This window comes from Lampropedia puyangensis (assembly GCF_004833285.1).
Classification (GTDB): Bacteria; Pseudomonadota; Gammaproteobacteria; order Burkholderiales; family Burkholderiaceae_C; genus Lampropedia; species Lampropedia puyangensis.
In genome coordinates this window covers 15,319-33,264 of record NZ_STFG01000027.1, presented here as the reverse complement: position 1 = coordinate 33,264, position 17,946 = coordinate 15,319, and the positions used below count along the sequence as shown (strand labels likewise).

Sequence of the window (17,946 nt, the reverse complement as noted above, 5' to 3'; positions counted from 1 at the left end):
GTGAGCGTCAGGTCTTGGTGGATTTGACGAACTCCGGTAAGGCGGGGGAGCCTTCCGAGAGGGTCAGCACCTCATAGCCAGTCGGCGTCACCAAAATTTGGTGTTCCCATTGGGCGGTCAGACTGTGGTCTTTGGTCACGATGGTCCATCCGTCCTTGCCGTGCTCTTTGATTTCTTTGCGGCCTAGGTTGAGCATAGGCTCAATGGTGAAGACCATGCCCGGTTCGAGCAGTTCCATGGTGCCGGGGCGACCGTAGTGCAGCACTTGGGGTTCTTCATGGAAGCGCTTGCCAATACCATGGCCGCAGAATTCGCGTACCACTGACAGGCCATTGCCTTCGGCGAACTTTTGGATAGCGTGGCCCACATCGCCTAAATGGTTGCCGGGCTTGACTTGCAAAATGCCTAGCCACATGGCTTCAAAGGTCAAGCGGCACAGACGTTTGGCTGCAATGGAAGTCTCGCCCACTTCGTACATGCGGCTGTTGTCGCCATACCAGCCTTCTTTGGTAATGATCGTGACGTCAACGTTGAGGATATCGCCTTTTTTTAGCGGCTTCTCGTTTGGAATGCCATGGCACACCACATGATTTGGGGAGGTGCACACGGAGCCTGGAAAAGGCGGGTAATCAGACGATGGCTGGTAATTCAAACTGGCCGAACGTGTGCCTTGCTGGGCCATGCATTCTGCGGCCAAGCGGTCAATCTCTTTGGTGGTAACGCCTGGCTTGACATGGGGGGTGATGTAATCGAGCACTTCCGAGGCCAAGCGGCAGGCTTCGCGCAAGCCCGGAAAATCTGCTTCTGTGTTAATCGTGATGGACATATGGGGCTGATTATCCCACCGTCAACGGCGCCTGTGTAGGCAAGTGCCCAATTCTGCTTATGTGTTCATGGTAGTGGATTGCACTCAGTTTGCATTAGCTTTTGGACGGTCGCTAAAACTGGGGGCAACTTCACGATGGCTAGTTTCAGGTGATCTTCCATACATTGAACAGATGAAGAGCTCCGCACGAATAGAAATGAATGCGATAGGGGGGGGCTGCATTGCAAGAAGAAATGCATGAGCCCAGCAGCCTATTCAATGCGTGCTTTTAGCCAACTGCGATGTTGGCCGCTTGAATGACTTGGCGCCAGCGCTGGGTTTCGTTTTCCAACAAAGAACCCAGTGCCTCAGGGGTACTGGCTTCAGGACGAATGCCTAATTGCCGCAGAGTTTTGTCTACTTCTGTGTCTGCCAGCGCTTGGCGGACTGCTTGCTCTAAACGGGTAACGATGCTTTGCGGTGTGTTTTTAGGCACTGCCAAGGCATTCCATGAGCTGACTTCAAAATCAGCGATACCGACCTCTGCTGCGCTGGGGACATCTGGTAGAAGTGGGTTGCGCTGCGCGGCAGTGACTGCCAAGGCGCGCACAGCCGGGGTTTTGGCCTGCAACTGCGCAAGGAGCGGACTGAGAATGTCAATGGCCACATCAACCTGGCCTGAGCGTAAAGCCGTGATGACGTCTGGCGAGCCACCATAAGGCACGACGAGGGCATCGATCCCGGTGCGGGTTTTAAAGAGTTCTGCCGTGAGGTGTTGCGTAGAACCGATGGCAATGGTGCCTATCGTGAGCTTGCCCGGGTTGGCTTTGGCATAAGCCAGCAACTCTTGCATGGACTGGTAGGGCGACTGGGCTGATACGCATACGGCCAAGTCAAAGTGGCCCAAAGTGCTGATGGGTTGCAAGTCCTTTTGCACATCAAAGGGTTGTTTGGGGAACAGGGTTGAGCTGATGGCGGTGGCGTTGCTGATCAGCAGCATGGTGTAGCCGTCTGGCTTGGCGCGTACGACCGATGACGTGGCCGTGATTCCCCCCGCACCGGGGCGGTTTTCAATGACGACTGGCTGAGCCAAGTTGTGTGCCATGACGCGGGCCACAGTGCGCGCTGTGACGTCTGCGACGCCGCCGGCCCCAAAAGGCACCACCATGGACAGTGCCTTGCTGGGATATTCTGCGGCCCAGGCAGGACGCATGGCGGTCAAACAAGGGGCCACGGCCAATGCTGTAGCGGTGCTTAACCATTGGCGGCGGCTCAAAGTATGAGGCTGGTTGGGGTTGGTGCTGCGCATGTTAAAAATCCTCGGTGTCGATTTCAGGCAGGGTGGATGCGGGGTAGCGTGGGCCGTGCACGCTGTGGCGGTTGATCAAGGTGTCTGCTGCAGCCACATGCTGTGGCGCGATCGTCAGTTGCGCTGCTTGCACGTCTTCTTGCAGGTGCTCCAGACTGGTGGTGCCAGGGATGGGGATGATGTGTTCACCCTGTGCCAGCAACCACACCAGTGCCAGCTGGGCTGGCGTGCAGCCCGCTTGCTGGGCCAGTTGTTCAAAGGCCTGCAACAGTTGCATGTTGAGGGGGTAGTTTTGCGGCGAAAAGCGCGGCATGGCGCGGCGAATGTCTTTGTCGGCCAAGCTATTGATGCTGCGCAGCGCACCTGTCAAAAAGCCGCGTGCAACCGGACTGAAGGCGACAAATGCAACGTCCAGCTCTTGGCACGCTTGCAGCACGGCAATTTCAGCGTTGCGGCTCCAAAGCGAATACTCTGTTTGCACAGCCGCAATAGGGTGTACGGCATGGGCTTTGCACAAGGTGCTGGCGGAGACTTCCGAGAGACCAATGCTGCGAATTTTGCCTTCGCGCACCAAGTCGGCCAGGGCGCCAACGCTGTCTTCAATGGACACCTGTTTGTCCCAGCGGTGCAGGTAGTACAGGTCAATCACATCGGTGCGCAGGCGTTTGAGTGCGGCTTCGCATGTGGCTTTGAGTGTGGCAGGGCGCCCATCAATGACGCGCACTGGCTTGCCGTCACCCTGTACATCAACGCCTTGCATGCCACATTTGCTGGCCAGTACAAACCGTTGCCGGTGTGGGGCCAGAATGTCGCCGATCAAGGTTTCGTTGGCGCCAAATCCATACAGTGCTGCGGTATCAAACAGGTCCACACCTGCATCCAGTGCCCCAAGCAAAACCCGCTCGGCTTGTGCTCTGGAAGGCGGCACGCCATAAGCGTGACTGAGGTTCATGCAGCCCAGGCCAATGGGGTATACCGACCAAGGCCCGAGTTTGCGTTTGTGTGGCGTACTCATAAGCGTAGGATGAACAAGGATATGGAGGGGAATAGCACCAGAATGACAACCCGAATTAAGTCACTCATCACGAACGGAATAACGCCTGAGTAAGCCTCTTTGATCTTGATGTCTTTGGACATGGACTGGATAACGAAGAGATTCATGCCAACAGGTGGCGTAATCAAGCCTATTTCAGCCGTGACCAAGACCAAAATGCCGAACCAAATGGCTGTTTCTTCAGGGGTGAGGCCAAAGTCCAGACCAGAAATCATCGGGAAGAAAATCGGCACGGTCAGCAAGATCATGGACATGGAGTCCATCACGCAGCCCAGCACAATATAGAACAGCAAAATGGCCCATAGCACTTGGTAGGGCGACAGACCCATGGAGCCCACCCAACTGGCCAATTCTTGAGGCAACATCGACAGAGCCAAGAATGTGTTGTAGGAGGCTGCACCCAGCACAATCATGAACAGCATGGCAGTGCTGGCTGCAGTTGCTTCAAAGGTTGATTGGAGGTTGGCTTTGTTTAAGCCACCACGCAGCCATGCCAGTAAACCCGTGCCCGCAGCGCCTACGGCAGCGCCTTCAGTTGGGGTAAACATGCCGGAGTAAATACCGCCGAGTACTAAGGCAAAAATCAGCAACACGGGCCAAACAGCGGCCAGTGCGCGCCAACGCTCAGGCCAAGGCACAGGGTCCATTCGGCCAGCCAAGTGTGGCTTGACGCGCACCACGATGGCTACCACCAGGACGTAGCCCAAAGCCGCCACTAAGCCAGGAACGAATGCTGCCGCAAACATCTTGGCGATATTTTGCTCTGCCAGGATGGCGTAAATCACCAGCACGATGGAGGGCGGAATCAAAATGCCTAAAGTACCCCCTGCGGCCAATGCGCCCACAGACAAGCTGTTGGCGTAGCCTGCTCGGCGTAGCTCAGGAAGTGCCACTTGGCTCATGGTGGCCGCTGTGGCCATTGAGGAGCCGCAAATGGCCCCAAAGCCGGTGCAAGCGCCTACCGCAGCCATGGCCGTGCCACCTTTGCGGTGGCCAATGAATGCTTCGGCTGCTTTGAACAGGGCTTGCGACATTCCACCCAAAGCGGCGAACTGCCCCATCAGCAAAAACAGTGGAATGATGGAAAGCGAATGGCTGGAGAACTGACCGTAGGCCAAGGTTTGCAATTGACTCAATAGCGGTGCCATGCTGCCAAAGATCAACCATGAGCCACCAACGCCCAGCACCAGCATCGAAATGCCGATAGGTACGCGCAGAAAAATCAACACCAGCAACAGCGGCAAAGACCATGCGGCCAGATATAGCGGGTCCATCAATGGCCTCCTTTCGCGGCCACAAAGCCAGCAGGGGGATGGGTCAGGCCCAGATCCTCCAGCAGTCGCCACGCGTAAACAACACAACCAAATACTGCTGGAATCAAAGAGGCGGCATAACCCCACCACACGGGAAATTGCAAGATGAAGGTCAACTCACCATTGCTGCGGTAGTCCACCATTGCCACGCCCATGCGCCAAATCAGCAATACCCATAGCACGAGCATCAACAGGTCACTGAGAATAATCAAAACACGCTGCATGGCTGCAGGGTAGACGCCCCAAAACAAATCAACGACTGCATGGCTGCGCACCAAGTGCGCCCATGGCATGAAGCAGAAAACGGCCAGAGCAGTCCCGGCTTCGACCAGTTCAAAATCCCCGGGGATAGGACCCAGACCAAAGCCACTTAAAGCACGGCCAGCAATACTGATGACGCTGATCGATGCCAGCAAAATCAGCACCACACCGCCCAGCCACGCGAGGAAACGGCTTAGGCCGTAAATGCATTGCGCCATGGTTGTACTTTCATTACGAGTTCAGAGGTGCGAGAGCACAATCGAATACGCCGCGCCCGGGTTTTTTGAACCCGAGCGCGGCTGTATGCGTGTGCTGTATGGTTTTTAGCTGACCGAGTACTGCGCCACGAGGCGCTCGGCTTCGCTAGCGAGTTTTGCGCCATCAATGCCACGGCCTTTGACTTCGGTAAACCAGCTTTCGCGAGTGCTGGCTGCTGCGTCTTGCCAGCGTTTGGTTTCGGCCTCATCCAGCGTGATGATGTTGTTCTTGGCGTCTTGTGCCATTTTCAGGCCCGTCACGTCAGCGTCATCGAGCACTTGTCCAAAGGCCTTGGAGAGCTCCAGGCCAGAGTTGGCATCGATGACTGCTTTGAGGTCATCGGGCAAGCTGTTGTATTTGGCCGGGTTCATGACCAGTGCAAAAGTTTGCGTATACAAACCATGCGGGCCGCTGAAGCCGGTATGGTTTTTGACCAACTGTGGAATGCGCAGCGATGGCGCGACTTCCCACGGCAAGGTGGCCACTTCAATCACCCCTTTGGATAAGGCCTCGCCCACTTGCGGTACCGGCATGCCAACGGGCACAGCGCCAAGCTGCTCGAGCATGATGTTGATGATGCGCGAGCCGCCGCGTACTTTTTTGCCCTTGATTTCCTCTAGCTTGGTGATGGGCGTTTTGCTGTGGAATAGACCTGCGCCATGGGTGTGCGCAGCCAGCAGCTTCACATCCTGAAATTCATCGGCAGCATGCTGTTGGATGTAGTCGTAGATCGCAGCAGAGGAATGCACGGCCTTGCCAGTAAAGAAAGGCAACTCGAACACTTCTGTTTTAGGAAAACGCCCTGGGGTGTAGCCCAGCACTGTCCATGCAATATCGACCACGCCATTTTTTGCCTGGTCAAACAGCTCTGGCGGGCGGCCACCAAGCTGCATGGAGGGGAACTGCTGAATGCGAATGCGACCCTTGCTCTCTTCTTGCACTTTCTTGACCCAGTTGCCAATGGCGTCGCGCGGAATAGGTGCTTGTGGTGGCAAGAACTGGTGCAGGCGCAGGGTAACGGTCGATTGCGAGAAAGCCCGTGGAGCAGCGATGGCTGCTGCCGCCCCGACCATGGAGCCAAGAAATTGTTTACGTGTCAGTTGCATGTTATCTCCTGGAAAAATAGTTGTGGCATGCGGCGCAGGTCAATGGCTGTTCAACTGCTGCTCAAGCGCGTGCAGCACACGGTAGCAAGGCAGCACTTGGGTGACGCTGGAGTTGGGTTCACGGCCTTCGCGAATGGCAGCGAAGAACTCGCGGTCTTGCAATTCAATGCCGTTCATCGAGACGTCCACCTTCGAGACATCAATCGCTTCTTCTTTACCGTTGACCAGGTCATCGTAGCGGGCGATGTAGGTCGCCGTGTCGCCAATGTAGCGAAAGAATGTGCCCAAAGGCCCATCGTTGTTGAACGACAGGCTCAAGGTGCAGATGGCGCCGCTTTTGGCCTTGAGCTGGATGGACATGTCCATGGCAATGCCCAGCGTGGGGTGGATGGGGCCTTGGATGGCGTTGGCTTGCACGATCTCGCCAGCTTGGTACGCGAACAGATCTACCGTGTGCGCAGCATGGTGCCACAGCAAATGGTCCGTCCAGCTGCGCGCTTGGCCCAGTGCGTTGGTGTTGGTGCGGCGGAAGAAATAGGTTTGCACATCCATTTGCTGCACATTGAATTCACCTGCTGCTATTTTCTTGTGCACATACTGGTGGCTTGGGTTGAAGCGGCGGGTATGGCCCACCATGGCGACCAGCCCGGTTTGCTGCTGCAAGGCAGCGACCGCTTCTGCGTCGGCCAGCGAATCGGCCAGAGGGATTTCCACTTGCACATGTTTACCGGCTTTCAAGGCCGCTTGCGCTTGTGCTGCGTGCATTTGTGTGGGTGTACACAGAATCACGGCATCCACTTCGGGTAAGGCCAAGGCTTCGTTCAAATCGGTGGTGATGTGCCCGATGCCATATTTCTGGGCCACCTCCTGTGTTTTATCCAGTTCGCGTCCAATGACGGACACAACCTCTACATCAGGAATGTTCTTAATGCCATCAAGGTGTTTGATGCCAAAGGCGCCTGCGCCTGCGAGTGCTACTTTAATAGTCATGAGCAATTCCTCGTTTTCAATTCAATAGGGGGTGAGCCAGCATGCTTGTGGCCATTACGAATGGGCGTTCTTGGGCTCTTCCAGAATCAGATGGCCAACTGCCGTGTTGGAAGCTGGGACATGGAAGAAGCGGTGGGCCAGATGCGGGGCTTGGCCTCCTGCGACATCGCCCATCGCCCCGCGGGCAATCAGCCACATGACCAGTTCAATGCCTTCACTGCCGGCTTCGCGGACATATTCAATGTGTGGCACCTTGGCCAGTTCTGCAGGTTCCGCGATCAGGCGATCTAGGAAGCGATTGTCCCACTCTGCATTGATCAAACCGGCGCGTGGCCCTTGCAATTGGTGGCTCATGCCACCGGTGCCCCAGATCTGCACTTTCAATGGTTGGTCAAAGCTTTCAATGGCGCGGCGAATGGCTTGGCCCAATTGGAAGCAGCGTTGACCAGAAGGCACAGGGTATTGCACTACATTGACGGCAAAGGGAATGACTTTGACGGGCCATTCATCGGGCGAGCCAAAGAGCAGATTCAGCGGCACCGTCAGGCCATGGTCCACCTTGAGCTCGTTGACGATGGTCAGGTCAAAGTCTTGCTGGATCACCGACTGTGCAATGTGCGAGGCCAGCTCTGGGTGTCCGACTACTTTGGGTACGGGGCGTGGGCCATACCCTTCGTCGGCAGGCTCAAATTCAGCGGCTGTGCCAATGGCGAAGGTGGGAATTATGGAGAGATCAAAACTGGTGGCGTGGTCGTTGTAGACCAAAAAGACCACATCAGGGCGGTTTTCTCGCATCCATTGTTTGGAGGGCTCAAACCCTGCAAACAAGGGTTGCCAATACGGCTCATCGGTTTTGCCCAGATCAATGGCAGCTCCGATGGCAGGCACATGGGAGCAGAAAACACTGGCTGTGATTTCTGCGCGGCCTTGGGTTTGTCCTTGCGCCATTTGGCGGCTGGCATGGGCATCCATGATCTGCGCGGCCAGCATTTGCTGTTGCCCTTGCTCCCACTGTTCCCACGCTTGAGATTGTGTGGCTGGGCCTTGCGCGTCGCCAGACTCGCCGGTGTAGCGGTTGCCTTCTGCGCTGCGGCCTCCGCCGACCATCATGTCACGGTACTGGTGTTCGCTCATGCCGGTCATGCTGCCGGCCATTTGCTGGAAAGACAGGCCGTCGGTGGCGCCCAGTTTTGCTAGAAAGTAGATGTTGCCACCGGTGCGCATGGCCCAGTTCAAGTCCCGAGCGCGCACGGCGGCGCGCTGTTCATCGGTCATGGGCCATTCAGCCAGGTAAGCATCCTCATCGCGCTTGAAGCGTTCGCGGTTTTCGGCTTTCATCAGACTCATGCAGAACTGGTTGAGCCAATAGCCTTTGCGAGATTGATCGGCATCAAAAATTGTGGTGCCGGGCACGTCGAGATACGGTTTTTCCAAAGCCATCAATAGCCTCCTAAATGTAATGAACGGACTTGTCTCCCAAAAAAGGCAGCTGCGCTGATGCGCGCGTAGCTGCCAATGTGGGCTTAGCCTCGCACCTCTTCTGGCCAGTACAAACGCATGGGGTTGTCTACCAACAATTTGCGTTGCAGTTCTGGCGTTGGGGCGATGTGCTCAATAAAGTCCACCAGCAGTCCATCGTCGGGCATATGGTTTTTCAAATTAGGATGCGGCCAGTCTGTCCCCCACAACACGCGGTCGGGGAATTGCTCGACCACATGGCGCGCGAAGGGCGCGACGTCTTGGTAGGCATTTTGCTCGCCATTCAAGGCCTCGGGGCCCGTCACACTCAAGCGCTCAGGGCAACTGACCTTGCTCCAGACGTTGGGGTGCTCACGCATGAATTTCAGGAACAGTGCGAACTCTTCACTGTTTACGCCTTTGGTCACATCGGGGCGCCCCATGTGGTCAACCACGACAGTGGTTGGCAAACTGGTGAAAAAATCCCACAGCTCAGGCAAGTCAACTGCCTCAAAGTAAATGACCACGTGCCAGCCCAGCTTGGCAATGCGGCCAGCAATTTCCATCAGCTCGTCTTTGGGGGTGAAATCCACCAGACGCTTGACGAAGTTAAAGCGCACACCGCGCACGCCTGCGTCGTGCAGTTCTTGCAATTGGGCATCGCTGATGTCGCGGCGCACGGTGGCCACGCCACGGGCTTTGCCGCCCGATGCTTTACAGGCATCGACCATGGCGCGGTTGTCTGCACCGTGGCAGGTGGCCTGCACAATCACATTGCGCGCAAAGCCCAAGTGGTCGCGCAGCGCAAACAATTGCGCTTTGCTGGCATCACACGGGGTGTATTTGCGCTCAGGGGCGAAAGGAAATTCGTCGCCCGGGCCAAACACGTGGCAATGCGCATCGACGCTACCAACGGGCAATTTGAAGCGGGGTTTGCTGGGATTGGCGTACCAGTCCAGCCAGCCGGGGGTTTTGGTAAAGCTTGTCATAGAAGGCGTTGTGGTTGTGGGCAGTGCAAGGCCAATAGCTAATCAGTCGATGTAACGCAGCCCGGCTTTTTCCAGCGGCTCGCGCATGTTGTACATGTCCAGCCCCAAAACGCCTGAGGCCAGTTTGTCGCGCTTTTCTCCTTCGTTGGCTTCGCGCTTGCGTGCCGCTTCCAAGGTTTTGGCGGCTAGTGCACGCGGTACGCATACCACGCCGTCATCGTCGGCAACAATGACGTCCCCCGGGGTGACTAGCATGCCTGCGCACACTACAGGGATGTTGACCGAGCCAATGGTGGCCTTGATGGTGCCTTTGCTGCTGACGTTTTTGCTCCAGACTGGAAATTGCATCTCGGTCAGGGTTTTGACGTCGCGCACGCCGGCATCAATCACCAGCGCGCGAGCACCACGGGCTTGAAAGCTGGTGGCCAGCAAATCCCCAAAGTAACCATCGCTGCACTCGGCAGTGATGGCTGCCACCACGATATCGCCAGGCTGGATTTGTTCTGCCACGACGTGCATCATCCAGTTGTCGCCCGGGTGCAGCAACACCGTCACGGCCGTGCCGGAGACTTGCGCGCCTGCATAAATGGGGCGCATGTAGGGTTTGAGCAGCCCCACGCGACCCATGGCTTCGTGCACAGTGGCTGAGCCCAAACTGGCCAGTTGATCGGCCACCTCGCGCTCAGTGCGCTCGATGTTGCGGTAAACGACTCCTAATTCGTACATGGCGAATTCCTTTGAAATGAGGGGATGCAGTGGAGCGAGGTGTTCGCGATTTTTGGGACTGTGCACCGCCGCAGCTGTGTGCAAGGCTTACAGGCCTTTGACTTTGAGCGCTGCATCAAGGCGTGAGAACACGCGGCGGGCATTGCCTTCATACACCTGGAAACGCTGCGCTTCAGTCAGGTTCTGTGTGGCGTCGATATAGCGCTTGGTGTCGTCGTAGTAGTGGCCAGTTTGAGGGTCAATGCCGCGTACAGCGCCAATCATTTCGCTGGCGAACAAAATGTTCTTGGTGGGAATGACTTCGGTCAGCAAATTGATGCCTGGCTGATGGTACACACAGGTATCAAAGTAAATGTTGTTGAGCAAATGCTCATCAAGCAAAGGCTTTTTCAGCTCCTGTGCCAAGCCACGAAAGCGCCCCCAGTGGTAGGGCACTGCGCCGCCGCCGTGGGGAATCAAGAATTTCAACGTAGGAAAACGTTGGAACAAATCACTGGTCAGACATTGCATGAAGGCCGTGGTATCGGCATTCAAATAGTGTGCGCCGGTGGTGTGAAAACACGCATTGCACGAGGTGCTGACGTGGACCATGGCAGGAATATCCCACTCCACCATTTTTTCGTAAATGGGGAACCAGTAGGGGTCAGACAGTGGAGGGCTGGTCCAGTGTCCGCCCGATGGGTCAGGATTCAGGTTGATGCCGACGGCACCATATTCCTTGACGCATTTTTCCATTTCAGGAATACAGGTCTCAATGGCCACGCCAGGCGATTGCGGCAGCATGGCTGCGGGAATGAAATGCTCGGGAAACAACTGGCTGACGCGGTAGCACAGCTCGTTGCAGATGGCTGCCCAGGTTGAGGATGTCTGGAAATCGCCTATATGGTGCGCCATAAAGCTGGCGCGGGGGCTGAAAATGGTCAGGTCTGAGCCGCGTTGTTTCATCAGCTTGAGCTGGTTGCTTTCAATGCTTTCGCGGATGTCGTCATCGCTGATGTGCAACTCGCTGGCCTTGGGGGCATCGCCGCCTTGCAGCGCCGCAATCTGGCGATCACGCCATGCGCCCAGTGCAGCTGGCGCAGTGGTGTAGTGGCCGTGCACATCAATAATCATGGGTGCACGCGCAGGTGCAGAGGAAGAAGGGGATGAAAGGCCGTTAGCGCCCATGAGAGAACTCCATGCAATGACTCGTAAACAACGGGGTGGAGAGCAGCTCCCACCCGCTGCCCTGCAGCGCAAGCGTGTGCAGGGCCATTGCCTGTAGCGCGCTCGACATGGATGTCTGTCTCCGGTCTCGATTCGTCAATGGCGTGCAACACGCGCGCCAAGCTAGCCTATTGTGGCTTTCGAGAAGGCGATTCTCAGCGATGCGAGGGGTTACATCAATGTTTTATCTTGGATAGCAGATATTGCAATTTGGCATAGAAGTGTGGATCATGCAGGGATGAATCTCAAGCAACTGGAAACCTTTGTGGTGGTCGCCGAACAAGGCAGTTTCAGCCGCGCAGCTGAAGTATTAGGAACCGTGCAACCGGCACTGAGTCGCCATGTGCGCAGCCTGGAAGTGGAGCTGCGCGAGCACCTTTTTCAGCGCAATGGCCGTGGTGTTGAACTGACTGAAGCTGGCAAGCGCTTGCTGACCCACAGCAGAGCCATTCAACGCATGGTCAATGACATTCATGTGGATTTTGGTGAAAACCGCAACGAACCCGCTGGGCATATTGTCGTAGGCTTGCCGCCCAGTATTGCCAGGCGCATCACGTTGCCGCTGATTGAGTATTTCAGCGCGCATTTGCCCAAAGCCCGGTTAGAAATTCTTGAGGGCTTTTCCAGCCACATGGCCGAATGGTTGCTCTCTGCGCGTGTCGATGTGTGTTTGCTCTACAACCCCCAACCGCACCCCAATCTGGATATCCACCCCTTGCTGCAGGAGCGGCTGTGCCTAGTGGGCCGCAAGGGGTCCTTACCAAAGGGGCCGCTGGCCTTTGTGGATTTGCCGCGTTTTCCCTTGATCATGCCTCAGCATGGGCAAATTTTTCGATCCCTGATGGAAGCGCAGGCGACTTTGCAGGGCATCCATTTACAGCCGACGTGGGAAGTTTCCAGCGTACCGGTCATTTTGGATTTGCTGCGCCATGGTCATGGCTTTGCGGTGCTGACTGAAAGTGCGTTGGCCAGTCAGCGGGTGGATGAGGCCGATGCACTGGAGTTTCGCGTGATCAGCAAGCCTGAAATCCAATGTGCCTTGTGCTTGGCGCAGCGCAGCCACCAGCGCGAGAGCCCGTTGCAAGTGCACACTAAAAAAGTACTGCAGCAGATTTTGCTGCAGGCACCCGTTGGTCTGCAGCAGTAGGTTTGACCTACGCTGATGACCGCAGTTTGGGGTGGGAGCGGTGATGCGTTTGGTGGTATGCCGCTTGGCTATATCTGTTAGATGCGTGTGTCGCTTGGGGTAAGAACGGAGCAATCTGATAATGCGCCTTTGCAACCGATTCGGAGACAACATATGGCCGCCGCGCTCAAAGGCATCTCTTCCATGGCAACCCGCAACATGCTGCAGCAACTGGAGCAACAGTGGCAACACCTGCGTGGCGTACTGGTTGACATTGAATCGGTCGGTGGGGTAGATGCGGCCAAACGTGTTGCGGCGGGAGCAGAAGCCTTCGATGTGGTTTTCTTAGCCTCCGATGCCATCGATAAGCTCGATGCGGCTGGGCGAATTGTGGCGGGTAGCAAGACGGATTTGGTGTCCTCGCATGTGGCCATCGCTGTTGCTGCAAACGCGCCAGTGCTGGCGATTGACAGCGAAGCTGCGTTGCGCGATGCGGTGCTGGCTGCGCCCAGCATCGGTTACTCGACTGGCCCCAGTGGTGTGGCTTTGCTGGCTTTGTTTGAGCGCTGGCAGATCAAAGACCGTGTTGCATCCAAGCTGGTGCAGGCGTCACCGGGTATTCCTGTGGGGCAGTTGGTTGCGCAAGGGGATGTTGCTCTTGGCTTTCAGCAGCGTAGCGAGCTGATTCATGTGCAAGGCATCCAACTGCTGGGCGACATGCCTGCCGAAGTGGCGATCGTGACCACGTTCTCAGCCGCATGCGTGCAGGGCAGCTCTCAAACCACTTTGGCGCGCGAACTGTTGGCATTTTTACGTTCTCCGGCCGCAGAGTTGACGCAACGTCAAGAGGGCTTTTCGCCCATTTGAAGTGGGTCTCGCTATGAGGGGGATCTAGCCTTGACGACTGTTGAAAATACAAGAAAATCAGACTACCAATCAACAAAAAAACAGCCAAGGAGAACCTATCAACTTACGCCAGCTTAAATATTTTGTTCGGGTGGTAGAGGCTGGCAGCATGACACGTGCTGCAGAGCAACTGTTTGTTGCTCAACCAGCACTGGGTATGCAGATCAAGCAGCTGGAAGAGCAGTTGGGGGTTGATTTACTGCACCGGCATTCCCGCGGAGTCTCGGTCACACGCAATGGCCAGTTTTTGTACGAGCGGGCTTGTGAGGTGCTGCGCCTGGTGGATGACACAGAGCGCCAAATCATGGCAGCAGCGCGCAAAGAGCGCGAAGGCGTCATTCTGGGCGTAACCAATGGCTATATGAACCTGGTGGCCAGAGACTTGATCGTGTTGGCGCACCACCAGTTGCCCGGGGTGCGTTTGAGTTTGGCAGAAGAGCGCAGTGCGGTGTTGCTGGCCGCTTTGGAAAACCACGAAATCGATCTGGCGCTGGCCTACGAGGTGCACGAACGGCCAGGCTTGGTACGCATACCACTTTTGGAAGAACACTTGTTGTTCATCACGGCAGGCGAACAGAAGGGCGTGCAGCGAGAGACTCTGACCCAGCAGGCGAGCATTGGCGTGATTGACTTCTCCGATGTGATGCAGCATGAATTGGTGTTGCCGGGGCCGCGCGATGGTGTGCGCGAGCAGGTACTTACCGCCGCCAAGCGCTTGGCCCTGGAGGTCAAGGTTCAATTGGATGTTTCGTCTATTTCGACCATCAAAAACATTGTTATGCAGGGCGATGCCGCGGCCGTGGTTCCGTTTGGCAATGTGCGCGACGATCTGTTGCGTGGCAGTCTGACTGCCAGGCGCATTGTCAATCCAGGGCTGTTTCGCACCTTGTACCTCGTGCGCTCGCGCAAACGGGCTCCGATGTTGCATGAGTCCGGTTTGCTGGATTTACTGGGCGACTGCACGCACGTGTATTGCCAGGCATTGGGTGACTTGGCCAGACCCTTTGATGCCTTGCAGGGCCCTTTGTCAACGTCGTTCAGACAGCTTTCTTAGAGCGTATTCGCGTACCTAAGCCCTTGAGAGGGCTTGGGGCACAGACCATGCCGAATGGTGATAGATCGCGTGCCTATGTCCAGCGCAGGCATGGACGAGCGGTACACAGCAGCCTGGTTGCTATGTGAAGCCATAGCCAGCACACACCCCCAACTGCCGGTATAAGAAAAATTGAGGGCTGCTCTGTTCTAACGGTATTGGACGAAGTGTGGCAGGGCCGTTGTAATACGGTGCAAATCAACAAACAGTTTGTGTGTTGCCACGCATCAAAGGAGACAACGTGAACAAGAGCAGCAGTTCTGGGCAGGGAAGGCTGGTGGCCATCGTCGGAGGAGGCGCTGGCATTGGCGCTGCCACAGCGGCTTGCCTGGTGCAGCAAGGTTGGCAGGTGGCTGTTGCAGATATCAATCTGGCTGCTGCACAAGAAACAGCCCAGGCACTCGGCGGCATGGCCTACCACATTGATGTGACCAATGCCGCATCTATCGCCACCGTGGCCCAGGCGATTGAATCTGCGCAAGGTCCGATTTACGGCATGGTCAGTGCTGCTGCCATCTTTGCGCCGCGCATGCCGCCAGAAGAAATGCCCATCGATCAATGGGATCGCATTGTAAATATCAGCTATCGCGGCACCTACTTGTGCAATGTAGAGTTTGCCAATCGGATGGCGCGCCACGGCACTGGTGGTGCCATCGTGAACATCTCCTCCATGGTGGGACAACGACCTAACCATGGCCACGCCTATTACTCGGCCAAAGCGGCCGTGAATATGCTGACCGAAGGCATGGCGGGTGAGTGGGGCCGTAGTGGTGTCCGCGTCAATGCTGTCAGTCCGGGCTTTGTGGGTGTGCCGCGCATGTTGGAAAACATCCGTGATGGCAAACGCTATGCGGTATCGCCTGCACAAGTCAGTGCTTTGGGCCGCTTGGTTGAGCCAGCCGAGGTAGCGCGTGTGATTGAGTTTTTGCTCAGCGATGCCGCCTCAGCGGTGACGGGGGCCAATCTTGTCGTTGATGCTGGCGTATTGGCCTGCAATGGCTGGGCTGTACATGGTGGTGTGCCTGATGCCAGGCCGGCATCACTTGGTGCTGTATTGAAAGAGCCACTGGCATAACAAAGTCAAACCATCTCAGCTGGTACTAGCCATCTGGTGGGGGCGTGTGCGAGCTGGAAGTTGGGTGCCTGTCTATGCAGGCAAGGGCAGCTTGAGATTTTCCGTTCCAATTAAATACAACAGGAGACAACCGTGAAAAGAAAGACTTCTATTGCTGGCGGCTTGCCGCTACTGCGACGCACCGTGGTAGCACTGGGTGTGGGCCTGGCGGCCGCTAGTCTTGCGCCTTTGGCGCTGGCGCAAGACTATCCCAATCGCCCCATCAAAATCGTGGTGGGCTTTGCCGCCGGAGGCTTGACCGATGGCCTGCCGCGCTTGCTGTCACAGCCACTGGGTGAAATTCTGGGGCAGTCTGTGGTGGTGGAAAACCGCGCTGGTGCCGCAGGCAGCATTGCCACCGCGCATGTGGCAGGAGCCAAACCAGATGGCTACACCTTGCTTGCATCCGGTGTCGGCAACATTGTTGTGCTGCCACATACGACGACCATGTCGATCAATCCGGTGACTGATTTGGAGCACATCACGATGACTGGTGAGGGCGATCAAATCGTCAGTATTCACCCGGCTGTGCCAGCCAAAACATTCCAGGAGTTTGTCGCGCTTTCCAAGGAAAAACCAGGCACGCTGTTTTATGGAAGTGCAGGCGTTGGCGGCAATATGCATTTGTACTTGGAATACCTACGCAGCCTTTCTGGGGCTGATATTGACGCCGTGCAATACAAGGGTGGCAGCGACTTGATGCCTGACTTTCTGGCCAACCGTGTGCAGATGAGCCTGAATGCCCCGCCGGTAGTGGAAGGCTATATCAAAGACGGCAAGCTGCGCCCGGTGCTGATTTTTGGTCGGGAGCGCAACCCGAAGATGCCGGATGTACCAACGGTTCGGGAACTCGGCATGCCAGAGCTGGAAGCGGCCAGCAACTGGTTTGGCCTGCATGCCCCAAAAGGTACGCCTGAGCCCATCATTCGAAAAATCAATGCGGCAGTGGTTGAGGCCTTGCAGCGCCCTGAAGTGCAAGAAGGCTTGAGAACCATGTCTGTGCGGGCGGTTGGCGATAGCCCGGAGTCGTTCCGTGCGCGTATTGAGAAAGACTATGTGGACTTTGGCGAGGTCGCCAAGTCGGCCAATATGCTAGCCAAATAAAAGAAGCGGAGCGTGATGATGAGTGCGTCATTCAAAGAGGCTTTGCGGGTTCCTTGCGAAGCATTGCGGCAGTTGGTTGCATCCTGTTTTGAGCAAGCCGGCTTGGCACCCCAGGCGGCACAGGTGGTGGCCAATAGTCTGGTCGATAGTGATCTGCGAGGGACGCATTCGCATGGCGTGATCCGCTTGCCATTCTTGATTGCTCGGTTGCGAGACGGTGGTGCTAAAGCGCAGGCCGAGATTCAACTGCTCAAAGATGCGCCAGCCTCAGCCTTGCTCGATGGAGATGCGGCTTTGGGCGCTGTGGCTGCAACACAGGCCATGCAATTGGCCATAAGCAAAGCCAAAACGCAAGGCGTAGCGTTGGTGGCAGTGAACAACAGCGACTTCATTGGCGCTTGCGCACACTACGCCATGATGGGGCTGGCCCACAACATGGTGACTCTGACCTGGACCAATGGTTTTCCTGGCATGGCCCCATGGGGTGGACGAAGCAACACGATTGGCAACAACCCGATTGCTTTTGCGGCCCCAAGTGGCCGCCATGGGCCGATCGTTTTGGACATGGCGCTGAGTGTGGCTGCTGGCGGCAAGGTGCGTTTGGCCGCCAAGAAAGGCGAGGCGATTCCGGCGGGCTGGGTGGTGACCCAAAGTGGCCACGACACCACTGACCCGCAAGAGTTGACTACGGGCGGGGCGCTGCTGCCGTTGGGCTACAAGGGTTATGGGCTGGCCGTTTTTGGTGAGATCTTGTGCGGGGCTTTGACTGGCTCACGCATTTTGAGCGAAATTCCGGCCTGGTTCAAGGAAACCAGTCAGAACATTGGCAATGGCCATATCCATCTGGCCATTGATATCTCTCGCCTGGTTGATGTCGCGGTTTTCAAAGAACGTGTGGACACGATTGTCGACATGCTCAAGGCCACCCCGCTGGTGCCTGGCGTGCCGGAGATTCTGGTGCCCGGCGAGCGCGCCTGGAAAACACAGCAACAACAACGCCAAGAAGGCATTCGCCTGCCAGCCAGCGTGGTGGCAGATTTGCGTGCTCTGGCGGCGAGCTTGCAGGTGCCTTGGCCTGATGTCGTGCCTGCATAAGCCTTCTCTTTTACTCCCCCTACCTGTGGAATA

General features: G+C 56.5%; 17 protein-coding genes and 1 pseudogene. 6 read left to right on the top strand and 12 right to left on the bottom strand.

The window, feature by feature from the left end; translation table 11 throughout:
- Positions 1-7: 7 nt before the first annotated feature.
- From map to E9531_RS15730, 12 genes and pseudogenes are all read right to left on the bottom strand, one after another.
- Entirely contained in the window at positions 8-826 is an 819-nt protein-coding gene (gene map / locus E9531_RS15780) for a type I methionyl aminopeptidase (RefSeq protein WP_136574731.1), read from the bottom strand.
- A 268-nt stretch (positions 827-1,094) separates the two neighbouring features.
- Complete coding sequence (locus E9531_RS15775) at positions 1,095-2,114, bottom strand: Bug family tripartite tricarboxylate transporter substrate binding protein (protein ID WP_244610150.1); 1,020 nt, start codon at positions 2,112-2,114, stop codon at positions 1,095-1,097.
- A 1-nt stretch (position 2,115) separates the two neighbouring features.
- Positions 2,116-3,129, bottom strand: coding sequence for an aldo/keto reductase (locus E9531_RS15770; protein WP_136574730.1), 1,014 nt, complete (start codon positions 3,127-3,129; stop codon positions 2,116-2,118).
- Entirely contained in the window at positions 3,126-4,442 is a 1,317-nt protein-coding gene (locus E9531_RS15765; protein WP_136574729.1) for a TRAP transporter large permease, read from the bottom strand. Before E9531_RS15765 ends, E9531_RS15770 begins: the two co-directional genes overlap by 4 nt.
- Entirely contained in the window at positions 4,442-4,960 is a 519-nt protein-coding gene (locus tag E9531_RS15760; protein ID WP_136574728.1) for a TRAP transporter small permease, read from the bottom strand. The genes E9531_RS15765 and E9531_RS15760 overlap by 1 nt, the downstream gene beginning before the upstream one ends.
- 105 nt (positions 4,961-5,065) lie before the next feature.
- The gene (locus tag E9531_RS15755) at positions 5,066-6,106 is read right to left on the bottom strand and encodes a TRAP transporter substrate-binding protein (RefSeq protein WP_136574727.1); all 1,041 of its coding nucleotides are present in this window, start codon (positions 6,104-6,106) and stop codon (positions 5,066-5,068) included.
- A 39-nt stretch (positions 6,107-6,145) separates the two neighbouring features.
- Positions 6,146-7,096, bottom strand: a complete 951-nt coding sequence (locus E9531_RS15750; protein ID WP_136574726.1) for a Gfo/Idh/MocA family oxidoreductase — start codon at positions 7,094-7,096, stop codon at positions 6,146-6,148.
- Positions 7,097-7,150: 54 nt separating this feature from the next.
- Complete coding sequence (locus tag E9531_RS17870; protein ID WP_244610152.1) at positions 7,151-8,044, bottom strand: class III extradiol dioxygenase subunit beta; 894 nt, start codon at positions 8,042-8,044, stop codon at positions 7,151-7,153.
- A gap of 120 nt (positions 8,045-8,164) precedes the next feature.
- Positions 8,165-8,536: pseudogene (gene ligA / locus E9531_RS17865) on the bottom strand (protocatechuate 4,5-dioxygenase subunit alpha); the annotation flags it as partial.
- An 83-nt stretch (positions 8,537-8,619) separates the two neighbouring features.
- Positions 8,620-9,543, bottom strand: coding sequence for an amidohydrolase family protein (locus E9531_RS15740; protein WP_136574724.1), 924 nt, complete (start codon positions 9,541-9,543; stop codon positions 8,620-8,622).
- A gap of 42 nt (positions 9,544-9,585) precedes the next feature.
- On the bottom strand, positions 9,586-10,269 hold the full coding sequence (ligK, locus tag E9531_RS15735; RefSeq protein ID WP_136574723.1) for a 4-carboxy-4-hydroxy-2-oxoadipate aldolase/oxaloacetate decarboxylase: 684 nt from the start codon (positions 10,267-10,269) through the stop codon (positions 9,586-9,588).
- 87 nt (positions 10,270-10,356) lie between these two features.
- Positions 10,357-11,382, bottom strand: coding sequence for an amidohydrolase family protein (locus tag E9531_RS15730; RefSeq protein WP_136574743.1), 1,026 nt, complete (start codon positions 11,380-11,382; stop codon positions 10,357-10,359).
- Positions 11,383-11,713: 331 nt separating this feature from the next.
- On the opposite strand from E9531_RS15730, the gene E9531_RS15725 reads away from it, so the two are divergent.
- From E9531_RS15725 to E9531_RS15700, 6 genes are all read left to right on the top strand, one after another.
- Entirely contained in the window at positions 11,714-12,622 is a 909-nt protein-coding gene (locus tag E9531_RS15725) for a LysR family transcriptional regulator (protein ID WP_136574722.1), read from the top strand.
- 153 nt (positions 12,623-12,775) lie between these two features.
- Positions 12,776-13,468: a substrate-binding domain-containing protein gene (locus E9531_RS15720; protein WP_136574721.1), complete on the top strand. Its 693-nt coding sequence runs from the start codon at positions 12,776-12,778 to the stop codon at positions 13,466-13,468.
- Positions 13,469-13,508: 40 nt separating this feature from the next.
- Entirely contained in the window at positions 13,509-14,561 is a 1,053-nt protein-coding gene (locus E9531_RS15715; protein ID WP_158291822.1) for a LysR family transcriptional regulator, read from the top strand.
- A 280-nt stretch (positions 14,562-14,841) separates the two neighbouring features.
- On the top strand, positions 14,842-15,675 hold the full coding sequence (locus E9531_RS15710) for an SDR family NAD(P)-dependent oxidoreductase (RefSeq protein ID WP_136574719.1): 834 nt from the start codon (positions 14,842-14,844) through the stop codon (positions 15,673-15,675).
- A gap of 132 nt (positions 15,676-15,807) precedes the next feature.
- Positions 15,808-16,818, top strand: coding sequence for a Bug family tripartite tricarboxylate transporter substrate binding protein (locus tag E9531_RS15705; protein ID WP_244610149.1), 1,011 nt, complete (start codon positions 15,808-15,810; stop codon positions 16,816-16,818).
- Positions 16,819-16,836: 18 nt separating this feature from the next.
- Entirely contained in the window at positions 16,837-17,913 is a 1,077-nt protein-coding gene (locus E9531_RS15700; protein ID WP_136574718.1) for an Ldh family oxidoreductase, read from the top strand.
- Positions 17,914-17,946: the final 33 nt, after the last annotated feature.